The sequence below is a fragment of the Brevundimonas sp. genome (assembly GCF_035626535.1).
Taxonomy (GTDB): domain Bacteria; phylum Pseudomonadota; class Alphaproteobacteria; order Caulobacterales; family Caulobacteraceae; genus Brevundimonas.
The window spans coordinates 61,722-78,912 of the sequence record NZ_DASPNO010000063.1; the positions used below are offsets into that span (position 1 = coordinate 61,722).

Here is a 17,191-nt window from a genome sequence, read left to right on the forward strand (position 1 = left end):
CGCTCGGGGGAGGATTGCGAAGCGGAGCCGTGGGGCCCATCTTCCCTTTCGACAGGGGTGTCGGAGGATAGATGATGCGCAAACTCGCCTTTCTGGCTCCTGTCGGAGCCGTTCTCGCCCTAGCCGCCGGTCCGGCCTTCGCCGACCCTGCCTCGATCAACGTCACTCTCGGCCCCGACCTTCAGGACAAGGTCGATGAATTGGGCGAACGCGACGTACGGGAACAGGCCGACCGCCTCGCTGAGATCGTCCGCCGGACGCTGGCCCGTAGCGGTGGCCTGGACGGAGCCCGGATCGATCTGGTTCTCACCGATCTGAAGCCCAACCGTCCGACGTTCCAGCAGGTGGCCGAACGGCCGGGGCTGGACGCCCATCGCAGCCTGTCGATCGGCGGCGCCGCCATCGAAGGCAGCATCACCACCGCCGACGGTCAGGTGCTCCCGGTCAGCTATGACTGGTACTCGAACAACCTCGCCGAGGTGCGCGGCTTCAGCACCTGGCAGGACGCCGACCGCGCCTACCAGCGGCTCGCCAGTCGTCTGGCCGAAGGGCGCTACGTCAGCCGCTGATCGTTCTAGCGCGTTGAACGGCGGCCTCGACCGCGGCCCTGGCCGCCCGTTCGAGGTCGCCGCCGGCCTGCATGGCGTCGAGCCCGGACCGGGTCGTGCCGCCCGGAGAGGCCACGCGGACGATCAGGTCATCCAGCGACGAGCCCGTCTCCACCCCGGCTCCGGCCGAGCGCAGCGCCCCGCGCGCCAGCCGCTCGGCCGCTTCCCGCGAAAGCCCCTGCGCCTCGCCCGCCCGCGCCAGCCCCTGAACGAAGGCATGGATGAAGGCCGGAGCCGATCCGGCGACGGCGGTGGCCGCGTCCATCTGGGCCTCCTCTCCGAGATCCACGACCTCGGCGATCAACCCGAACAGCCCCCGCGCCGTCTCGCGCGCTTCGGCGTCGCCGGACCAGAGGGCGGCCACGCCCCGCGCCTGCGCCACGCCGGTGGTTGGCATGACGCGGGCGACCGGCCGGCCCGCGACGGCCCCGATGTCGCCCGCTCTCACGCCCGCCATGACGGAAACGATCGTCGCCTCGGACGGCAGACCTGCGAGAACCGGGGCGAGCGCCTCCCGCCACTTCGCCGGCTTCACCGCCAGCACCGCGGCGCGCGCCCCGCCCAACGCTTCCACGGACGGATTGACCAGCGCGCCGCGCGCCCGCGCCGCCTCGGCGGCGGCCTTCTCCGACGGGGTCAGGATGATCAGGTCGGCGGGCGTAACGGTTCCCGTCGCCAGCCAGCCCTCGAGAATGGCCGATCCCAGCCGGCCGCAGCCCACCAGAACCACGGCGCCGCCCGGAGAATGGTCCGTCATGGCCTCAGGCCGTGCCGACGGTCTCGAACAGGCAGGAGTCGATCGCTTCCTGCGGCTTCTTGTTGCCGCGGATCATGAAATCGAAGGCGGGATAGTAGCGGTCCGCCGCCTCGACCGCCGCGTCAATCATCGAGGCCGCCTGGCCCAGCGTCGGCCGCTCGCCCATCGGCAGGGCCAGCGAGTGGCGGAAGACGATCTCGCCGTCCTCGGCCCAGACCTCGAAATGGCCCATCCAGGTGCGCTGGTTGATCAGCCCGACCAGTTCATAGGCCGCGGCCCGGCGCGACTTCGATGCCTGCAGGTCCAGCGCGCAGCACAGCTGCAGGCAATCCCCCTCCGGCCGCCAGGCGAACCACAACTCGTAATCCTTCCAGTCGCCGGCCAGGGCGAAGGCGAGATCGCCCTCGTCCGTGCGGTCGAACGGCAGGTTCTCGGCCACGAGGACGTGCTCCACGACATCCAGCGGATCGTAGGGAAGCTCAACTTCTTCGGGCCGGGCAGTGTCCATCAAGGCGTCTCCGGGCGCGACTCACGCCCTCTCAGGGAACGGTAGGCGGGTTCGCAGATTCGGCTCAACCGGCTGCGTCCTGTGCGGGAGAAGCCGCTGTGGACGTTCCCCTCTGAGGCTTCTTCGCCGCCTTCAGGGAGGCGACTTCGGCCCTCAGGGCGGCGATTTCGGCCTTCAGTGCGTCGAACTCGTCGCGGCGGACCAGATCCATATCGGCGGCGAAACGGTCGGCCTGGGCCCGGAAGGCGGTCTTGGCCTCTTCCCCGGCGGCCTGGGCCAGTCCCATCGCGCCCGTGGTCAGCTTCGCGAACTCGTCGAGGATGGGATTGCGCGTCTGCATAGGAACTCTCCGACTCGAACAAGCGACGTCGTTAACCATGGTTGCCGGATATGGTGAATGAAACCTTGCTCTCGCGGTTGCGTATGGCGGCAATTTGGCGGGGCGGTGCGCCGAAATTACAGGGACGGGCGCGGCGACGCTTGCTAAACCCCGTTTCAGGAACCGCCTGCAGGAGCGCCCGTGCAATTCCCCGAGTTCGACCCTGTCCTGTTCAGCATCGGTCCGCTGGACATCCGCTGGTACGCCCTCGCCTATGTCGCAGGCATCATTCTCGGCTGGTGGTACGCCAACCGCCTCGCCCGCAACAACGCGGTCTGGCAACCCGGCAAGCCGCCGGTCACGACGGTCCAGCTCGACGACCTGGTGCTGTGGATCACCCTCGGCATCATCCTCGGCGGCCGTTTCGGCTACGCCCTGTTCTACAAGCCGTCGCTCTACGCCGACCTGTTCACCGGCTCCGACTGGGGCGAGCGGCTGGCGCTTCTGCGCCTGTGGGATGGCGGCATGTCGTTCCACGGCGGCCTGATCGGCGTCACCCTGGCGATCGTCTGGTTCGCCTGGAAGAACAAGGTCCGCCTGCTTAGCCTCGGCGACCTCGTCGCGCCGGTGGTGCCGCTGGGCCTGTTCTTCGGCCGCATGGCGAACTTCATCAATGGCGAGCTCTGGGGCCGCCCCACCGACGCGCCGTGGGGCATGGTGTTCTGCAACCGCACCATCGAGGCGATGTACGGCTTCTGCCCCGCCGGCATGGTCCCCCGCCACCCCAGCCAGCTGTATGAGGCCGGGCTGGAAGGGATCGCCCTGGCCGTGATCCTGTGGTTCGCCGTCTACAAGGGCCGGCTGCTGGCCAAGCCGGGCTATATCACCGGCATCTTCCTGTTCGGCTACGGCCTGGTGCGCGCCTCGCTGGAGAACGTGCGTCAACCCGACGCCGGCATGGAGAACCTGCCGCTGGGCCTGACCATGGGCATGATGCTGTCGATCCCGATGATGATCATCGGCGCCTGGCTGATCTGGCGGGCGTGGAGCCGGCCGCCGGTGGCCGCGGAGGGCTGAGTGTCGCTGAAGGACCGGCTGGCGCGCGAGATCGCCCTGACCGGGCCGCTGACCGTCGCCGACTACGTCACCCGCTGCCTCCACGACCCGCAGGGCGGCTACTATGCGACCCGGCCCGCCATCGGAGCGACCGGCGACTTCATCACCGCCCCCATGGTCAGCCAGATGTTCGGTGAGTTGATCGGCCTGTGGGCGGTCGAGCTGTGGGAGCGGCTCGGCGCGCCTGAGCGGGTGCGGCTGGTCGAGGTCGGCCCGGGCGACGGCACCCTGCTGGCCGACGCCCTGCGCGCCGCCCGTCTGGCCCCGGAGTTCCTGCGCGCCGTCGACCTGATCCTGATCGAGCCCAGCCCGCCCCTGCGCGATGCCCAGGCCCGCATGCTGGCCGACAGCGACATTCACCCGCGCTGGGTCGCGTCGCTGGACCGGATGGAGACCGACGCCCCGGTCATCCTGATCGCCAACGAGGTGCTGGACTGCCTGCCTGCCCGCCAGTTCGTGAAGACGGAGGACGGCTGGGCCGAGCGCTGCGTCGGAGTCACGGACGACGGGGAACTCACCTTCGGGCTGAAGGCGATCACCGGCGGCTTCAAACGCCCGGCCTTCGCAGTCGAGCCGGGCCAGACAGTCGAAATTTCCGAACAGCAGGCCGTGTTCGGGCGCGAGGTCGCGGCGCTGGTGAAGGCGGCCACCGGCGCGGCCCTGCTGATCGACTATGGCCGCGCCCGCCCGGAGGCCGGCGATACGCTCCAGGCCCTGCGCCGCCACCAGAAGGTCGACCCGCTGGAAACGCCGGGGGAGGCCGACCTGACCCAGTGGGCGGACTTCCCGACCGTGCTGGAGGCCGCCGTCCACGCCGGCGCCGACGTCACCGGCTGCCTCGGCCAGGGCGAGTTCCTGCAGCTTCTGGGCATTGACGCCCGCGCTGACCGGCTGAAGGACGGACGCCCTGACGCCGCCCCGGTGATCGACCGGCAGCTGGCCCGCCTGACCGCCGACGACCAGATGGGCGCCCTGTTCAAGGCCTGCGCGATCTTCTCGCCGCGGACGCTGGTCGTGCCAGGATTCGAGGACTGACGATGGCGCTGGAGCCGATCACCCATCCCCTGCTGGACCGCGCCGGCGTCCGCCACGGCTTCTTCACCCGGCAGGGCGGCGTCTCGACCGGCCTCTACGAGGGGCTGAACACCGGCATCGGCTCGAACGACGATCCCGCCGCCGTGGCCGAGAACCGCCGCCGCGTGGCGGCCCATCTGGGCGGGACGCCGGACGACATCGCCGCCTGCTATCAGATCCATTCCGCCGTCGCCCGCGTCGCCGAGACCGGCTGGAAGGGCGAACGGCCCGAGGGCGACGCGACCGTGACCGCGACGCCCGGCGTCATCTGCGCCGTCCTGACCGCCGACTGCGCCCCGGTGCTGCTGGCCGATCCGGAAGCGGGCGTGGTCGGCGCGGCCCATGCGGGCTGGAAGGGGGCGCTCAGCGGCATCGTCCACTCGACCGTCGTAGCCATGCAGGCCCTGGGCGCCGAACCCCGCCGCATGGTCGCGGTCATCGGCCCCTGCATCGCCCAGGCCTCCTATGAGGTCGGCGCCGACTATCAGGAGCGGTTCGATCACCACGACCCGGGCAGCGCCCGCTTCTTCGCGCCGGGCGAAGCCTCCGACAAACGCCTGTTCGACCTGCCGGGCTTCGTCCTGTGGCGGCTGGAGCAGGCCGGCGTCGCCGACGCCGCCTGGACCGGCGACGACACGCGCACGGACGCGGCGCGGTTCTATTCGAACCGGCGGGCGTATGTGAACGGGGAAGCCGATTTCGGGCGGCTGATGAGCGCGATCAGCCTGGGCTGACTCACGTCAATCGCGGGCGAGCGCCGGAGCCGCCTCGGGACCGAAATCACGCCGCGGCGTCGATGACAGCGTTGATCGCTCGCCTCAGATCGCGTCGCAGGGTCGACAGGCCGGACGCGCTGTTGGGATCGACATTCATAAGTATCGTCAGGGTTTGCCGGGATTCGATCAGCGTGTCGCAGGTCGCCGCGAAGCCCTGGATGGTCCCACCGCCCCGGAGGGCGGGGGCGCCGGCGATTGGGTCAAGATAGACCCCGCCTCCGTACAGGATCGGCTCGCCAGAAGAACTCGTCGGCAGATCTCCTGCTCCGAGCCGTACAGGGGTGATCAGCTTGCGCAGGGTCGGCTCGCGAACAACCCGGCCATCCAGCAAGGCCGAGCGCCAGCGGCCGAGATCATCGGCCGTCGATCGCATGGCGCCCGAGGCGCCGGCGTAGCTCATGGAGGCAAAGGGCGCGTTGGCGAACCGGTCCGCGATATCCGGCCTTGCGACATATCCTGACGCCCTGGCGGGAACGACGTCCGAGGCGTCGTCAACAGCTGTGGCGGAAAGACCCAGCGGTCCAACGAGATGCGCCAGCGCGTCCGCGTAAGAGCCCGTAACCTGCTCGATCACGGCGCCAAGCAGAACATAGCCGGAGTTGCTGTAGGCCCAGCCAGACCCGGAAGCGAACAGCTGAAGCGGCGTCGCCGCCGCAACGACAGACACCATCTCCTCAGTCGTTCGATCCAGACGCGACTGCTCCAGATAGGTCTCAGCAGGCACGACGTTGGTGTAGTTCGAAAGCCCGGAAGTATGCGTGATGAGCTGTTCCAAGCTCACGTCCGGCCGGGGAAACCCCGGAAAGAAGCGACCCAGACGGTCGTCCGGCGAGACATATCCCCCTTCAGCCAGGGACAGGACGAGGGCGGCGGTGAATTCCTTGGTGATCGAACCGATCCGAAAGACGGACGTCGGCGCAACGGGCGTTTGGGTTTCGATATTGGACAGGCCAAAGCCTTGGGAGAAGAGGACCTCTTCCCCGCGACGTACGCTGATCTGAAGACCAGGGGTCGTCCCCGCGGCTGTAGCGGATTCTGCGATCCCGACAACGGACGACCAGTCCGCGGACACTACCGCGGCCGATTCAGCCCTCGCCATCGAGACAGAACCGGCGAAAGCGGCCGAACCGAGAATCGCACGACGCGTCAGGTGCGGCATACTGCAAAGCCTGCCATCGGATATCGGCCATATCAAGAGCGGGGGCCGAGCCTCCGGGTCAGCCCGCCATCGCCAGTTCCGGCACACGCGTCACCTCGCGCCAGGCCTGGGGATTGGCCAGCAGTTCGCGGACCAGCAGGTTGTTGATGTGGTGGCCCGCCTTGACGCCCTCGTAGCGGCCCAGCAGGGGCGCGCCCAGCACATACAGGTCGCCGATGGCGTCCAGCGCCTTGTGCTTCACGAACTCGCGTTCCATGCGCAGCCCGCCCGGATTCAGGATCTGGTCGCCGTCGATGACCACGGCGTTCTCCAGCGAACCGCCGCGGGCCAGACCGGCCTTGCGCAGCGCCTCGACCTCATGCGCGAAGCCGAAGGTGCGGGCGGCCATGATCTCGTCGCGGAAGGTCTGCTCGTCGACGACGAAATCCACGACCTGGTTGCCGATCACCGGGGTCGGGAAGTCGATCTCGAAGCGCATCTCGTAGCGGTCGCACGGCAGCAGGGCGGCGGTCTTGTCGCCTTCCTGGACCCGGATCGGCTCGAGGATTTCGATATAGCGGACCGGGGCTTCCTGACGGCGGAAGCCGGCGCGGTCCAGCAGCTGGACGAACTGGAGCGCCGATCCGTCGAGGATCGGCAGCTCGGACCCGTCCACCTCGACCACGGCGTTCGACACGCCCAGGGCGGCGAAGGCGGCCATCAGATGCTCGATGGTCGACAGGCGCACGCCGGCGGCGTTCTCGATCATGGTGTTCAGGCGGGCGTCGACGACGGCGTCGCCCGAGACCGGAATGCGGTTGTCGCGGTCGGTGATGTCGGTGCGCACGAAGACGATGCCCGTGCCGACCGGCGCCGGGCGGACGGCCAGACGCACGCGGTCGCCCGTGTGTACGCCGACGCCGGCGATGATCGCGGGCGCGACTGTCGTCTTCTGGTGGTGGTCGTTGCGGACCGGCAAAACTCAAACTCGCTTCAACTTGCGCCCCGCCTCTGTGTGCGGAGTTCGCCCCACGAACCGTCTAGCGGGCTGGAGGCCAGCGGAAAATGAAAGTCGGGTTTCGGATTGTTTCGGTCTGACACAAGGCCGAAACGGCGACCGCCCCGGAGCCTGGGCTCCGGGGCGGTCTTGTGGTCGATGCGCGATGGTCTAGTTAGCCAGCCGGCGCAGGAAGGACGGGATTTCCAGATCGTCCTCGGCCTGGCCCTGTTCGGGCTCGGGCGACGGCTGGACCTGGCTGGTCGCACGCATCTCGGTGGCGCGCGACTGCGGCGCGTAGGTCGGCTGAGCCGGCTGACGCTTGCCGCGGCCGAACAGGCTCCAGCCTGACTTGCGATGGTCCCGGTCGTCGTGATCGTCGTAGGCCGCTTCGGCGCGGCGCGGCTCGGGCTCGACGGCCGCGGGGCGGTCGCCGGCGCGGTCCATGTAGAGGTCGCCCTGGGCCACCGGCGCGGTGGCTTGCGCGGCGCTGCGCGGCGCGGACTCGTATTCCTCGACCCACGGATCGACGATCGGCTCCAGCGTGCGCTCCTCGGCGACGTGGATCACCGGCTCCGGGCGAGGCTCGGGGGCGCGCGCGACGGCGCCGTAGGTCGGCTGGGCGGACTGGAAGGTCGGAACGATCGGGGCGGGCTCGGGCTGCCGCGGAGCCTCGGCGCGGCCGAAATCACGGGCCTGCTCACGCACGGCCTCCTGACGCACCGGCTCGGCGCGGGAGGCGGCGTAGGACGGCGTCGGGCGGCGGGTGTCGAACACCGATGTGGCGGCGTTGGTCGGCGACTGCGCGGCCGACAGGTCTTCCATCCCGGTGGCCACGACCGAAACGCGGATCTTGCCGTCCAAGGCCGGGTCGAAGGCGGCGCCGAAGATGATGTTGGCGTCGGAATCCACCTCGCCGGCGATGGCGTTGGCGGCCTCGTCGACTTCCAGCAGCGTCATGTCCATGCCGCCGGTGATATTGACCAGCACGGCCTTTGCGCCCTTCAGCGAGGTCTCGTCGAGCAGCGGGTTGGCGATGGCGTTCTGGGCGGCCTGCAGGGCGCGATCCTCGCCCGAGGCCTCGCCCGTGCCCATCATCGCCTTGCCCATCTCGCTCATGACGGTCCGGACGTCGGCGAAGTCGAGGTTGATGAGGCCGGGCATGACCATCAGGTCGGTGATCGAGCGCACGCCCGAGTGCAGCACCTGGTCGGCCATGCCGAAGGCGTCGGCGAAGGTCGTTCGCTCGTTGGCGACGCGGAACAGGTTCTGGTTCGGGATGACGATGAGGGTGTCGACATACCGCTGCAGCTCGGCGATGCCGGCCTCGGCCAGACGCATGCGGTGACGGCCTTCGAAGGTGAAGGGCTTGGTCACCACGCCGACCGTCAGAATGCCGCGGTCGCGGGCGCATTTGGCGATGACGGGGGCCGCGCCGGTGCCGGTGCCGCCGCCCATGCCGGCGGTGATGAAGACCATGTGGGCGCCGTCCAGGTGACCGTAGATCTCCTCGGCCGACTCCTCGGCGGCGTTCATGCCCACCTCGGGGTGGGCGCCCGCGCCCAGACCCTGGGTGATGGTCTCGCCCAGCTGGACGCGGCGGTCCGTCTTGGCGAACGACAAATGCTGGGCGTCGGTGTTGGCGACAACGAACTCGACCCCCTCGAGGCCGGCGTCGATCATGTTGTTGACGGCGTTGCCGCCGGCGCCGCCGACGCCGAAGACGACGATGCGGGGCTTCAGTTCCGTATGCTGCGGACGCACCAGCGAGAGAGACATATGTTCCGACCTTAGAATTCCGACCCTGCCCTGCAGTCCCGATGCGAAAACCCCGCCGAATCGCATTGGTTATGAGCGTGTTAAGGAAACACCCCATCTGCTTAAGGGAGTGTTACCGGATAGGCTGAGTCGGGGCCGGAGCCACGGATTTCGTTAACCTTCGCCGCAAATTTCGCTCTGTGGACAACGAAAAAGGGCGGCTCTCGCGAGCCGCCCTTTCCGTCTTGGTGTCCGGGGGTCTTACCAGGGACGATAGTTCAGGCCGACATTGAAGCGGCGGCCGTAGGGATCGAACGACGAGGCGAAGCCGAGGTGACGCGGCGACTCCGTGTCGAAGATGTTGGTGACGTTGGCCCGGAGGGTCAGGTCGTCACGCAGGTCGTAGCGGACCGAGAAGTCATGACGGACGAAGTTGCCCGTCGTGTGCCAGTCGTGCGGCTCGTTGTCCAGGTTGCCCGTGGAGACGAGGTCGCGGTTCTTGTTCAGGTCCTGCGACGACTGCCAGTCCGCGGTCCAGGTCAGCGACAGGACGTCGTTCGGACGCCAGTTCAGCCGGGACACGAACTCCACCCGCGGGAAGAAGACGCTGGTGGTCGAGTCGGTGAAGGCATTCGGGTTCGCCGGGTCGGTGAAGTTCTTCTGGTCGATCAGCCACAGGCCGCCGAGGCTGTAGTTGAACGTGCCCCAGTTGCGGCCGAACACTTCCTCGGTGTCGAGAGAGTAGTTGACCGTGAAGTCCAGACCGCGGGTTTCCAGCTTCGAGCGGTTGATCGGAGCCAGGATGAAGCCGCCGATCGGGTCGCCCGCGGGGGCGCCGACCTTGAAGGCGTCGAACGCCGGGTCATTGGTGTTCGGGTTGTTACGGAACACGAAGTTGCAGGTGCCGTTGCCCGGAGCTTCCGACAGACCGACGTTGCTGACGCAATCGTTGGCCAGGAACTGACCGTTCGGGGTGATGATCACATTGTCGACGGTGATCTCGTAGTAGTCGAGCACCAGCGACAGGTTCGGGAACATCCGCGGCCGCAGGACGGTCGAGAAGGTGAACGATTCCGACTCTTCCGGCTCCAAGTTGGCGTTGCCGCCGAGAACGCTGGCGATACCGGCGTAGTTGGCCGGACGGAAGTCGTCCGCCTGCGTCGCCGTGGCTTCGGCGAAGTCGAAGACCAGGCCCTTGCGCGCGGCCAGCTCGGTGCAGTTCGCGATCCGGTTCGCCTTCACCTGGGCGGCGTCGTCGCCCTGGAAGCCGGCGATGACGCCGGTGTGGCAGGGATCCACGAAGCCGTTGACGAAGGTCTGGCCGAAGGGACGGAAGTTCTCGTTCAGGGTCGGCGCGCGGAACGAGGTGTTGAAGCTGGTCTTGAAGGTGATGTCCTGGATCGGACGGTAGACCAGGTTCACCCCGTAGACGTCACCTTCGCCGGCGGTCGTGTAGTCGAACGCGCGGTACGAGGCGCTGAGTTCGGCGTACTCGCCCATCCACGAGTCCCGCAGCAGCGGGAGCGACATTTCCGCGAACCACTCTTCCGACTCATACTCGGCCGGCAGGAAGTCGGCGCCGGTGTTGAGCTGGAGGACGCGGCCGGCGGTGTCGGCGCTGCGGCCCACGCCCTCGGTGTATTCGCGACGGTATTCCGCACCGACCGCGAGGCCGAGCGGGCCGGCGCCCCAGAAGTCCCACAGCTGGCCGGAGATGGCCGCCATGGCGCTGTCCTGCTCGTTGGTCTCACGAACGTGGATCGCGGCGGTGATGTAGTCGATCGCTTCCTGGCTCTGGTTGCCCATGCCGAACACGTTCAGCGGCACGCAGCCCGCGACTTCCGGATTGGTGTCCGGATCGGTGTAGAATCCGCCCGCCGGCGTATTGGTGCCGAGGTTCGGGTTCTGCTCGCGGACCGGCAGACCCATGGCGTTGATCAGCTGCACGCGGCAGACGATCTCGCCGGGAGTGCCGTTCACGATGCCCGCGAGGTCGACGACGGAGTCCATCGCGTGACCGAAGCGGATCGCGTCCGGCCCCTCTTCACGGTTGACGTTGTTCATCTCGCCGTGAACGTAGGACAGGGTCCAGTTCACGTTGTCGATGAAGGCGACGCTGTCCCAGTTGCCTTCCAGCGCGGCGACCCAGCGGGTCACCTCACGGTTGTTGGTCTGGGTCCGCTCGATGCCGAAGCCGCGGTGGTCGGCGATCGGCGCGGCGGTCAGAACGCCGCAGGAGGGTCGGCAGGCGCCCGGATCGTTGGGCGTGGCCGCGCTCGGAGCGAAGTAGCGCTGGAACTGGTTGTTCTGGATCGCGGTCCGCAGGTTGGCGGGCAGGAAGGCGTTGTCGAGGCGAGTGGTGAAGGCCGACGTGCCGCTGATAAGACCGGGGGTCGTGCCGCTGTTACAGGCCACGCCTGGGCTGATGCCGCCGCAGGCGAAGACGGAGTCGGTGATGTAGATGTCCCAGAAGGAGTTCTGGCCGACGTCGAAGGTGTCTTCGGTGGTGTATTTCCCCTCCGCGTAGAATTCGATGTTGTCGGTCAGCTGGAAGGTCAGGCCGGCCTGGTAACGCGACGACTCCTGGTACGGCGTGCGCGAACGCTGGTCGAAGCTGGTGGCGTTGGCCACTTCGCCGTCGCCGCCGATGTTCCACGGACGGTTGGCGCTGGTGGCGGTGCCGACGCCGATCCGCGTGCCGAAGTTGGCCAGACGGGCGGTCGGGCCGTCGAACCAGTAGGTATAGGCCGGATCCACGTTGAAGCAGTTGGCCGAGGTGTTGCCGCCGCCGCCCGAGCAGTCGGCGGAGATGACGTCCGGATCGCTCAGCGGGCTGGGCCGCTGCATGTTGGCCAGGGTCGTCGAACCCCACATCGGACGGTCGAGGCGGCGGGCGTCGTAGAAGATCTCGCCCGTGTCCAGGACGCCGTCATTGACCGGTCCGAACAGGGTGTTGGTCGGGTCGCGGTCGGTCGGCAGGATGACCGAACCGTCGCCCAGCCACGGCACGTGCTCGATGTAGACCTCTTCCGACTCGTCGTACTCGGCGTGGGCGTAGAGGTTCAGGCGATCGTCAAACAGGTTCACGCCCGCCAGCACCGACACGCGCTGGGTCGAAGCGGCGCCGTCCTTGACCAGCTGACCCCAGTTGGCGTCGATCTCGAGGCCTTCGAAGTCCTTGCGCAGGATGTAGTTGACCACGCCCGAAACGGCGTCGGCGCCGTAAACCGAGGACGCGCCGCCGGTGATGATCTCGATGTTCTCGATCAGCAGGCGGGGAATGGTCGAGACGTCGACCTGCAGCTGACCGGCGGCCGAACCGACGTGGCGGCGGCCATCGACCAGGGTCAGGGTGCGGCCCGAGCCCAGCGAGCGCAGGTTGGCGAACTCAAGGCCGCCGTCGTTCAGGTTGGAACCGGTGGTGTCCGACGGAACCAGCGAGTTCGACAGGGCCGGGATGGTGGCCAGATAGTCGATCACGGTCGCCTGACCGGTGCTCAGCAGGTCTTCGCGCTGAACCTGGATCAGCGGGGTCGGCGAGTTGACCGGATCACGACGGATACGCGAACCGGTGACGACGACTTCTTCAATCTCGGTCGCCTCCTGGCCTTGCTGACCGGTGACGTTGACGCCAGGCAGCTGGCTTTCCTGAGCCAGGGCCGGAGCCGCGGCGGCCATGACGCCCGCGAGGATCGTCGTGCCAAAGAGAAACTTGCGCTTGAGAAGCATGTGATTGGGCCCCAACCGGTGATGAATGCGAGATGCATCGCCCGCCTTGCGGCGGACTCTGCTTCGAATTTGCACGCTATCAGCAAAGGCCGGCTCGGCAAGGCAATGTGGCGGATCGGCGCCCAATCGGGGCGGGGTCTGTAACAATCCGGACACACTCTCGCCACGCGGGTGAAAAGTCGGACAGGCCCACGTGCGGCGGCGGCGGGCCTTGGTTTGCTACAGATTTTCGCGGAGCCAGCCGGCCGCGCGCGCCACAATTCCGCCCCTGTGCATGCGCGGCGCGTCGGCGGCTGTGATCTGGCGCGACATCAGCTTGCGGGCCGAGACGGCCTCGCGCGGGCCGTAGGCGGCGCGCAGCAGCACCCCGGCGGCGGAACAGAAGGCGGGGCCCGAGGCGGCGTCCGCCAGGTGCGGCGCGCGCTGCGGCTTGCCCAGCCTCACCGGGCGGTCGAACACCCGCACCGCCAGCTCGCGCACGCCGTTCAGCTGGCTGGCCCCGCCGGTCAGGACGAGGCCCGCGCCCGGCTCCAGCCCGACGCCGGCGTTGCGCAGCCGGTCGCGCAGCAGCTCCAGCGTCTCCTCGACGCGCGGCGCAATGACCGTCTTCAGCATGGCGCGCGGCACGACAACCGGTCCGGCCGACGGGTCCTCGCCGCGCGGGGGAGCTTCCAGCATCTCGCGGTCCTCGTTCGCCGACGCCATGGCCGAGCCGTGCAGCGTCTTGAGCCGCTCGGCCCCGGCGCGCGAGGTCGACAGGCCGCGGGCGATGTCCGCCGTAACGTGGTCGCCGCCTACGTTGAGGCTTTCGATGTGCAGCAGCGAACGCCCGCCCCACACCGCGGCCGAGGTCGCGCCGCCGCCCATGTCGATGCAGACGCAACCCAGGTCCATTTCGTCGTCTTCCAACGCCGCCAACGACGAGGCCACCGGCGCCGCTACCACGCCCTGCAGGTCGAGGTGCGCCAGTTCGAGGCAGTGGCTCAGGGCGGTGAAGGCGCTCTCGGCCATCGACACCACCAGCAGGTCGAGTCCCAGCGAATGGCCGCGCATGGCGCGTGGGTCGTGCACGCCGCGCGCGCCATCCACCGACCAGGCGATCGGCAGGACGTGGATCGGGCGGCGGTTGGGCAGGCGGATCTGGGCCAGGGCCATGGCGATGGCGCGCGCCAGATCGGCGTCGCCGACCGGATTGGCCCCCAGCGACACGCGGGCCTGCACCCGGTGGCTGGCCATCTGGCCGATGGCCGTGGTCACGACCACGCCCGAGACCGGCGAGCCGGCGGCGCGCTCGGCCCGCTCGACGGCGTGACCGATGGCCTGCGCCGCCTCGTCCATATTGACGATGCCGCCGCCGCGGATGCCGCGCGACTGGACGTGACCGGCTCCGGCGACACGGATGGTGCGGTCGGCGTGGCGGACGCCGTCGGACTTCATGATGAAGCAGCCGACCTTGGACTGCCCGAGATCCAGCGCGGCCACGACCGGCGCGCGGCCGGCGGCGGTCTTGCCGCCATCCACAGACTTGTCCACAGACCGTCCAGCCATACCAGGTCCCTGCCCCTACGCCTCGCCGGAGGAGGGCCGGACGGCGACCTCCTCGGGCGTTCTCAGATCGATGCGGGCGAACCCGAGCTCCAGCAGCCGCTCGCGCTGGTCCAGCGCGTCCAGCTGGATCAGGGCCGCGTCCTGATCGGTGGCCGGCAGCTGGATCAGGCTGCCGTCCTTCAGGCGCAGGTCCCAGCGGCGTTCGTCGACGCGCACCAGCGCCTCCAGCCGGGCCATCAGCCGGGGCCGCTGGGCGATCAGCGGCAGCACCTCGGCGGCGGCCTGCTCGGCCCCCTTGCCGACGACCAACGGCAGGTTGGGATAGCGGCCGGCGTCGGCGCCACGGATCACCTGGCCGTGGCTGTCGATGACCATGTTGCGCCCGCCGGCCTGCCAGATGGCCAGCCGGTCATGCTCGGTCACATGCACGATCAGGGTGTTGGGCAGCAGGCGCACGACGCGGGCCGACTTGACCCAGCCGACCTGCTCGACGCGCTCGCGCAGCGCGTTCAGGTCGATCGAGGTCATGGCCTGGTCGGCGTTCAGCTGCACGGCCCGCTGGATGGCGGCGGTCGCCTCGGCGGACTCGCCCTCGATGAAGACCTTCTCCAGCTTCAGGCCCATGCCCACGGCCATGCCGTCGACGCCCCGGCCGATCGAGGCGCCGATGCGGTCCGCCCGTGCGCCGGTCGCCAACACGCCCGCCAGCACCAGGACGCCAGCGGCGATGGAGATGACGACGGCGCGGGGCGACAGGTCCAGCCGGCCGATCGCCGCCACCTTGCCCGGCACGGCCATGCCGTGACTTTGGGCGTTGCGGGGTGCGCGGCCCCTGCCCCCCTTGGGAGCCGCGGGCCGTTTGGCGGGCTGTTTCGAACTCTGTCGCCGACCGCCGCGAACTACCGCGGGCATGAGGCGTCCTCCACCATCCACCGGACCAGGTCTTTGTAGCCCATCCCCACATGGGCGGCCTGCTCGGGGACGAGCGAGGTCGGCGTCATGCCGGGCTGGGTGTTGACCTCCAGAAGAACGAGAACGTCGTTAAGATCGTCATAACGAAAGTCGGTTCGCGACACGCCCCGGCAGCCCATGGCGGCGTGCGCCAGCTCCGCCTCCCGCATCGCAGCCTCGAAAACGTGCGGCGGAATCTCGGCCGGCAGCCTGTGGATCGACCCGCCCGGCGCGTATTTGGCTTCGTAGTCGTAGAACCCCTTCACCGGAGTGATGTCGGTCACGGTCAGGGCGCAGGGCCCCGAAGCCTCCCCCATTACCGCCACGCACAGTTCCTTGCCCGCGATGAATGGCTCGACCATCACCTGCTCGCCATAGGTCCAGCCCGGCTCCCCGATCTCCGCCACGGGCCGGTTGGCCCCCTCGCGGACCAGGAACACCCCGACCGACGAGCCCTCGGCGTTAGGCTTGACCACATAGGGCGGCGGGATGACGTGGCGGCTGGCCACCTCGTGGCGGTCGTACAGCCCGCCGCCGGGCACCGTGATCCCGGCCGCCCTGAGCACGGCCTTGGACTTGTCCTTGTCCATGGCCAGCGCCGAGGCCAGCACGCCGGAGTGGCTATAGGGAATGGCCAGGGTCTCGAGCACGCCTTGGACGCAGCCGTCCTCGCCCCAGGCGCCGTGCAGGCAGTTCAGCACCACATCCGGCTTCAGCGCCGTCAGCACCGCCGCCAGATCGCGCCCGGCGTCGACCCGGCTGACCCGCGCGACCTGTCCTTCCAGCGCATTGGCGCACTGCTCTCCCGAACTCAGCGACACCTCCCGCTCCGCCGACAGCCCGCCCAACAGGACGGCGACGTGAAGGTCTGCGAAGGGGCGGGTCATGCGAAGCTCCGGAACAGTCACCGCAATGCGACGAACGTTCTTAACAACGCCTCAACCATCTGCGGCCCACCTGCGGATGAAATCGTGCTGATCTGACCAGTCGGCCCACGTCGCTTCGGCCCAGCGGCGCACGGCGGCGCGGTGAGCGTCCGGCTCCTCAGCCCCGAAGACGTCGGCGACCGTGATCGTGTAGCGCTCGCGCGGCGGCAGCTCGGGCAGGGTCGCCTTGCGGGCGGCGAAGCGCAGCATGGCGGCGTTGGCCGCCTCCCCCTCAAGCGCCTGCTCGATCTGTACCATCAGGCGGGCGAGGTGCAGGCCGACAGACTGGATCGCTCGCCGCGATCCGTCGCCGGGATGCTGGACGGCCCATGCGTCGACGCTCAGCCGGTGCACCGCCATAAGCGCCGGATCGGAATACTCGCGGGCCATCACCGTGTTGAACGCAGCCCAGCAGGCAGGCGACGAAGTCATATAGGCGTGGGTCGGTCCCTCGACCGCGGCCAGACGCGAGCCGCAGCCGGGGCAGACGGCATCAGCCGGGGCGGCCAATGCGCCTGATCTCCCAGTCCAGCTGGACGCCGGTCTTCGCCAGCACGTCCGCCCGCACGGCCTCGCCCAGCCCCTCGATATCGGCCGCCGTGGCCTCGCCGGGATTGATCATGAAGTTGGAATGCAGCTCGCTGAACATGGCGCCGCCGCCTCCCTTGCCATCAGGCGCCCTGAACAGCTTGCCGCGCCAGCCAGCCTCGTCGACCAGCTTCCACGACGAATGCCCGGGCGGGTTCTTGAAGGTCGAGCCGCCGGTCTTCTCCCGAATGGGCTGGGTCTGCTCGCGCCGCGAGGTGATTTCGGAAATCTTCGCCGCCACCGCCCCGGGATCGGCGGGCGTTCCGCGACAGGTCGCCTCGATCCAGATGATGTCCGCCGGCGCTTCCGAGTGACGGTAGGTATAGCCGAAGTCGGCCAGCGCACATGTCGACCTTCTCGCGCGCGGCGCCGTTCATCGACGCGCCGTTCCTGTTCCG

15 protein-coding genes and 1 pseudogene are annotated in these 17,191 nt (G+C 68.8%); 4 read left to right on the plus strand and 12 right to left on the minus strand.

Annotated elements, in window-relative coordinates:
- The first annotated feature begins 74 nt into the window (after window positions 1-74).
- Complete coding sequence (locus tag VEC04_RS10140) at window positions 75-569, plus strand: hypothetical protein (protein WP_324776428.1); 495 nt, start codon at window positions 75-77, stop codon at window positions 567-569.
- Here the strand turns inward: VEC04_RS10140 and VEC04_RS10145 are convergent.
- From VEC04_RS10145 to VEC04_RS10155, 3 genes are all read right to left on the minus strand, one after another.
- The gene (locus tag VEC04_RS10145; RefSeq protein WP_324776430.1) at window positions 559-1,365 is read right to left on the minus strand and encodes a pyrroline-5-carboxylate reductase family protein; all 807 of its coding nucleotides are present in this window, start codon (window positions 1,363-1,365) and stop codon (window positions 559-561) included. The two genes, VEC04_RS10140 and VEC04_RS10145, sit on opposite strands and share 11 nt — an antisense overlap.
- A 4-nt stretch (window positions 1,366-1,369) precedes the next feature.
- Window positions 1,370-1,873: a YbjN domain-containing protein gene (locus VEC04_RS10150; protein ID WP_324776431.1), complete on the minus strand. Its 504-nt coding sequence runs from the start codon at window positions 1,871-1,873 to the stop codon at window positions 1,370-1,372.
- Window positions 1,874-1,937: 64 nt separating this feature from the next.
- Window positions 1,938-2,213: an accessory factor UbiK family protein gene (locus tag VEC04_RS10155; RefSeq protein ID WP_324776433.1), complete on the minus strand. Its 276-nt coding sequence runs from the start codon at window positions 2,211-2,213 to the stop codon at window positions 1,938-1,940.
- A 180-nt stretch (window positions 2,214-2,393) separates the two neighbouring features.
- On the opposite strand from VEC04_RS10155, the gene lgt reads away from it, so the two are divergent.
- The 3 genes from lgt to pgeF are packed head-to-tail and all read left to right on the plus strand — an operon-like array spanning window position 2,394 to window position 5,116.
- Window positions 2,394-3,269: a prolipoprotein diacylglyceryl transferase gene (gene lgt, locus VEC04_RS10160; RefSeq protein WP_324776435.1), complete on the plus strand. Its 876-nt coding sequence runs from the start codon at window positions 2,394-2,396 to the stop codon at window positions 3,267-3,269.
- The gene (locus VEC04_RS10165; protein ID WP_324776437.1) at window positions 3,270-4,343 is read left to right on the plus strand and encodes a class I SAM-dependent methyltransferase; all 1,074 of its coding nucleotides are present in this window, start codon (window positions 3,270-3,272) and stop codon (window positions 4,341-4,343) included.
- A gap of 2 nt (window positions 4,344-4,345) precedes the next feature.
- On the plus strand, window positions 4,346-5,116 hold the full coding sequence (gene pgeF, locus VEC04_RS10170) for a peptidoglycan editing factor PgeF (protein WP_324776440.1): 771 nt from the start codon (window positions 4,346-4,348) through the stop codon (window positions 5,114-5,116).
- Between the two features lie 46 nt (window positions 5,117-5,162).
- On the opposite strand, the gene VEC04_RS10175 is transcribed toward pgeF, so the two are convergent.
- From VEC04_RS10175 to VEC04_RS10215, 9 genes and pseudogenes are all read right to left on the minus strand, one after another.
- Window positions 5,163-6,317, minus strand: coding sequence for a serine hydrolase domain-containing protein (locus VEC04_RS10175; RefSeq protein ID WP_324776442.1), 1,155 nt, complete (start codon window positions 6,315-6,317; stop codon window positions 5,163-5,165).
- 58 nt (window positions 6,318-6,375) lie between these two features.
- On the minus strand, window positions 6,376-7,275 hold the full coding sequence (gene lpxC, locus VEC04_RS10180) for a UDP-3-O-acyl-N-acetylglucosamine deacetylase (RefSeq protein ID WP_324776445.1): 900 nt from the start codon (window positions 7,273-7,275) through the stop codon (window positions 6,376-6,378).
- Between the two features lie 189 nt (window positions 7,276-7,464).
- Complete coding sequence (gene ftsZ / locus VEC04_RS10185; protein ID WP_324776447.1) at window positions 7,465-9,072, minus strand: cell division protein FtsZ; 1,608 nt, start codon at window positions 9,070-9,072, stop codon at window positions 7,465-7,467.
- A 240-nt stretch (window positions 9,073-9,312) separates the two neighbouring features.
- The gene (locus tag VEC04_RS10190) at window positions 9,313-12,780 is read right to left on the minus strand and encodes a TonB-dependent receptor domain-containing protein (RefSeq protein ID WP_324776449.1); all 3,468 of its coding nucleotides are present in this window, start codon (window positions 12,778-12,780) and stop codon (window positions 9,313-9,315) included.
- 219 nt (window positions 12,781-12,999) lie between these two features.
- Window positions 13,000-14,328, minus strand: coding sequence for a cell division protein FtsA (gene ftsA / locus VEC04_RS10195; RefSeq protein WP_324776451.1), 1,329 nt, complete (start codon window positions 14,326-14,328; stop codon window positions 13,000-13,002).
- Window positions 14,329-14,343: 15 nt separating this feature from the next.
- Window positions 14,344-15,240, minus strand: coding sequence for a cell division protein FtsQ/DivIB (locus VEC04_RS10200; RefSeq protein WP_324776453.1), 897 nt, complete (start codon window positions 15,238-15,240; stop codon window positions 14,344-14,346).
- Window positions 15,228-16,166, minus strand: a complete 939-nt coding sequence (locus VEC04_RS10205) for a D-alanine--D-alanine ligase (protein ID WP_324776455.1) — start codon at window positions 16,164-16,166, stop codon at window positions 15,228-15,230. The genes VEC04_RS10200 and VEC04_RS10205 overlap by 13 nt, the downstream gene beginning before the upstream one ends.
- Window positions 16,167-16,217: 51 nt before the next feature.
- Window positions 16,218-16,715, minus strand: coding sequence for a DUF5946 family protein (locus VEC04_RS10210; RefSeq protein WP_324776457.1), 498 nt, complete (start codon window positions 16,713-16,715; stop codon window positions 16,218-16,220).
- Window positions 16,699-17,136: pseudogene (locus tag VEC04_RS10215) on the minus strand (UDP-N-acetylenolpyruvoylglucosamine reductase); the annotation flags it as partial. The pseudogene VEC04_RS10215 and the gene VEC04_RS10210, both read right to left, overlap by 17 nt.
- Window positions 17,137-17,191: the final 55 nt, after the last annotated feature.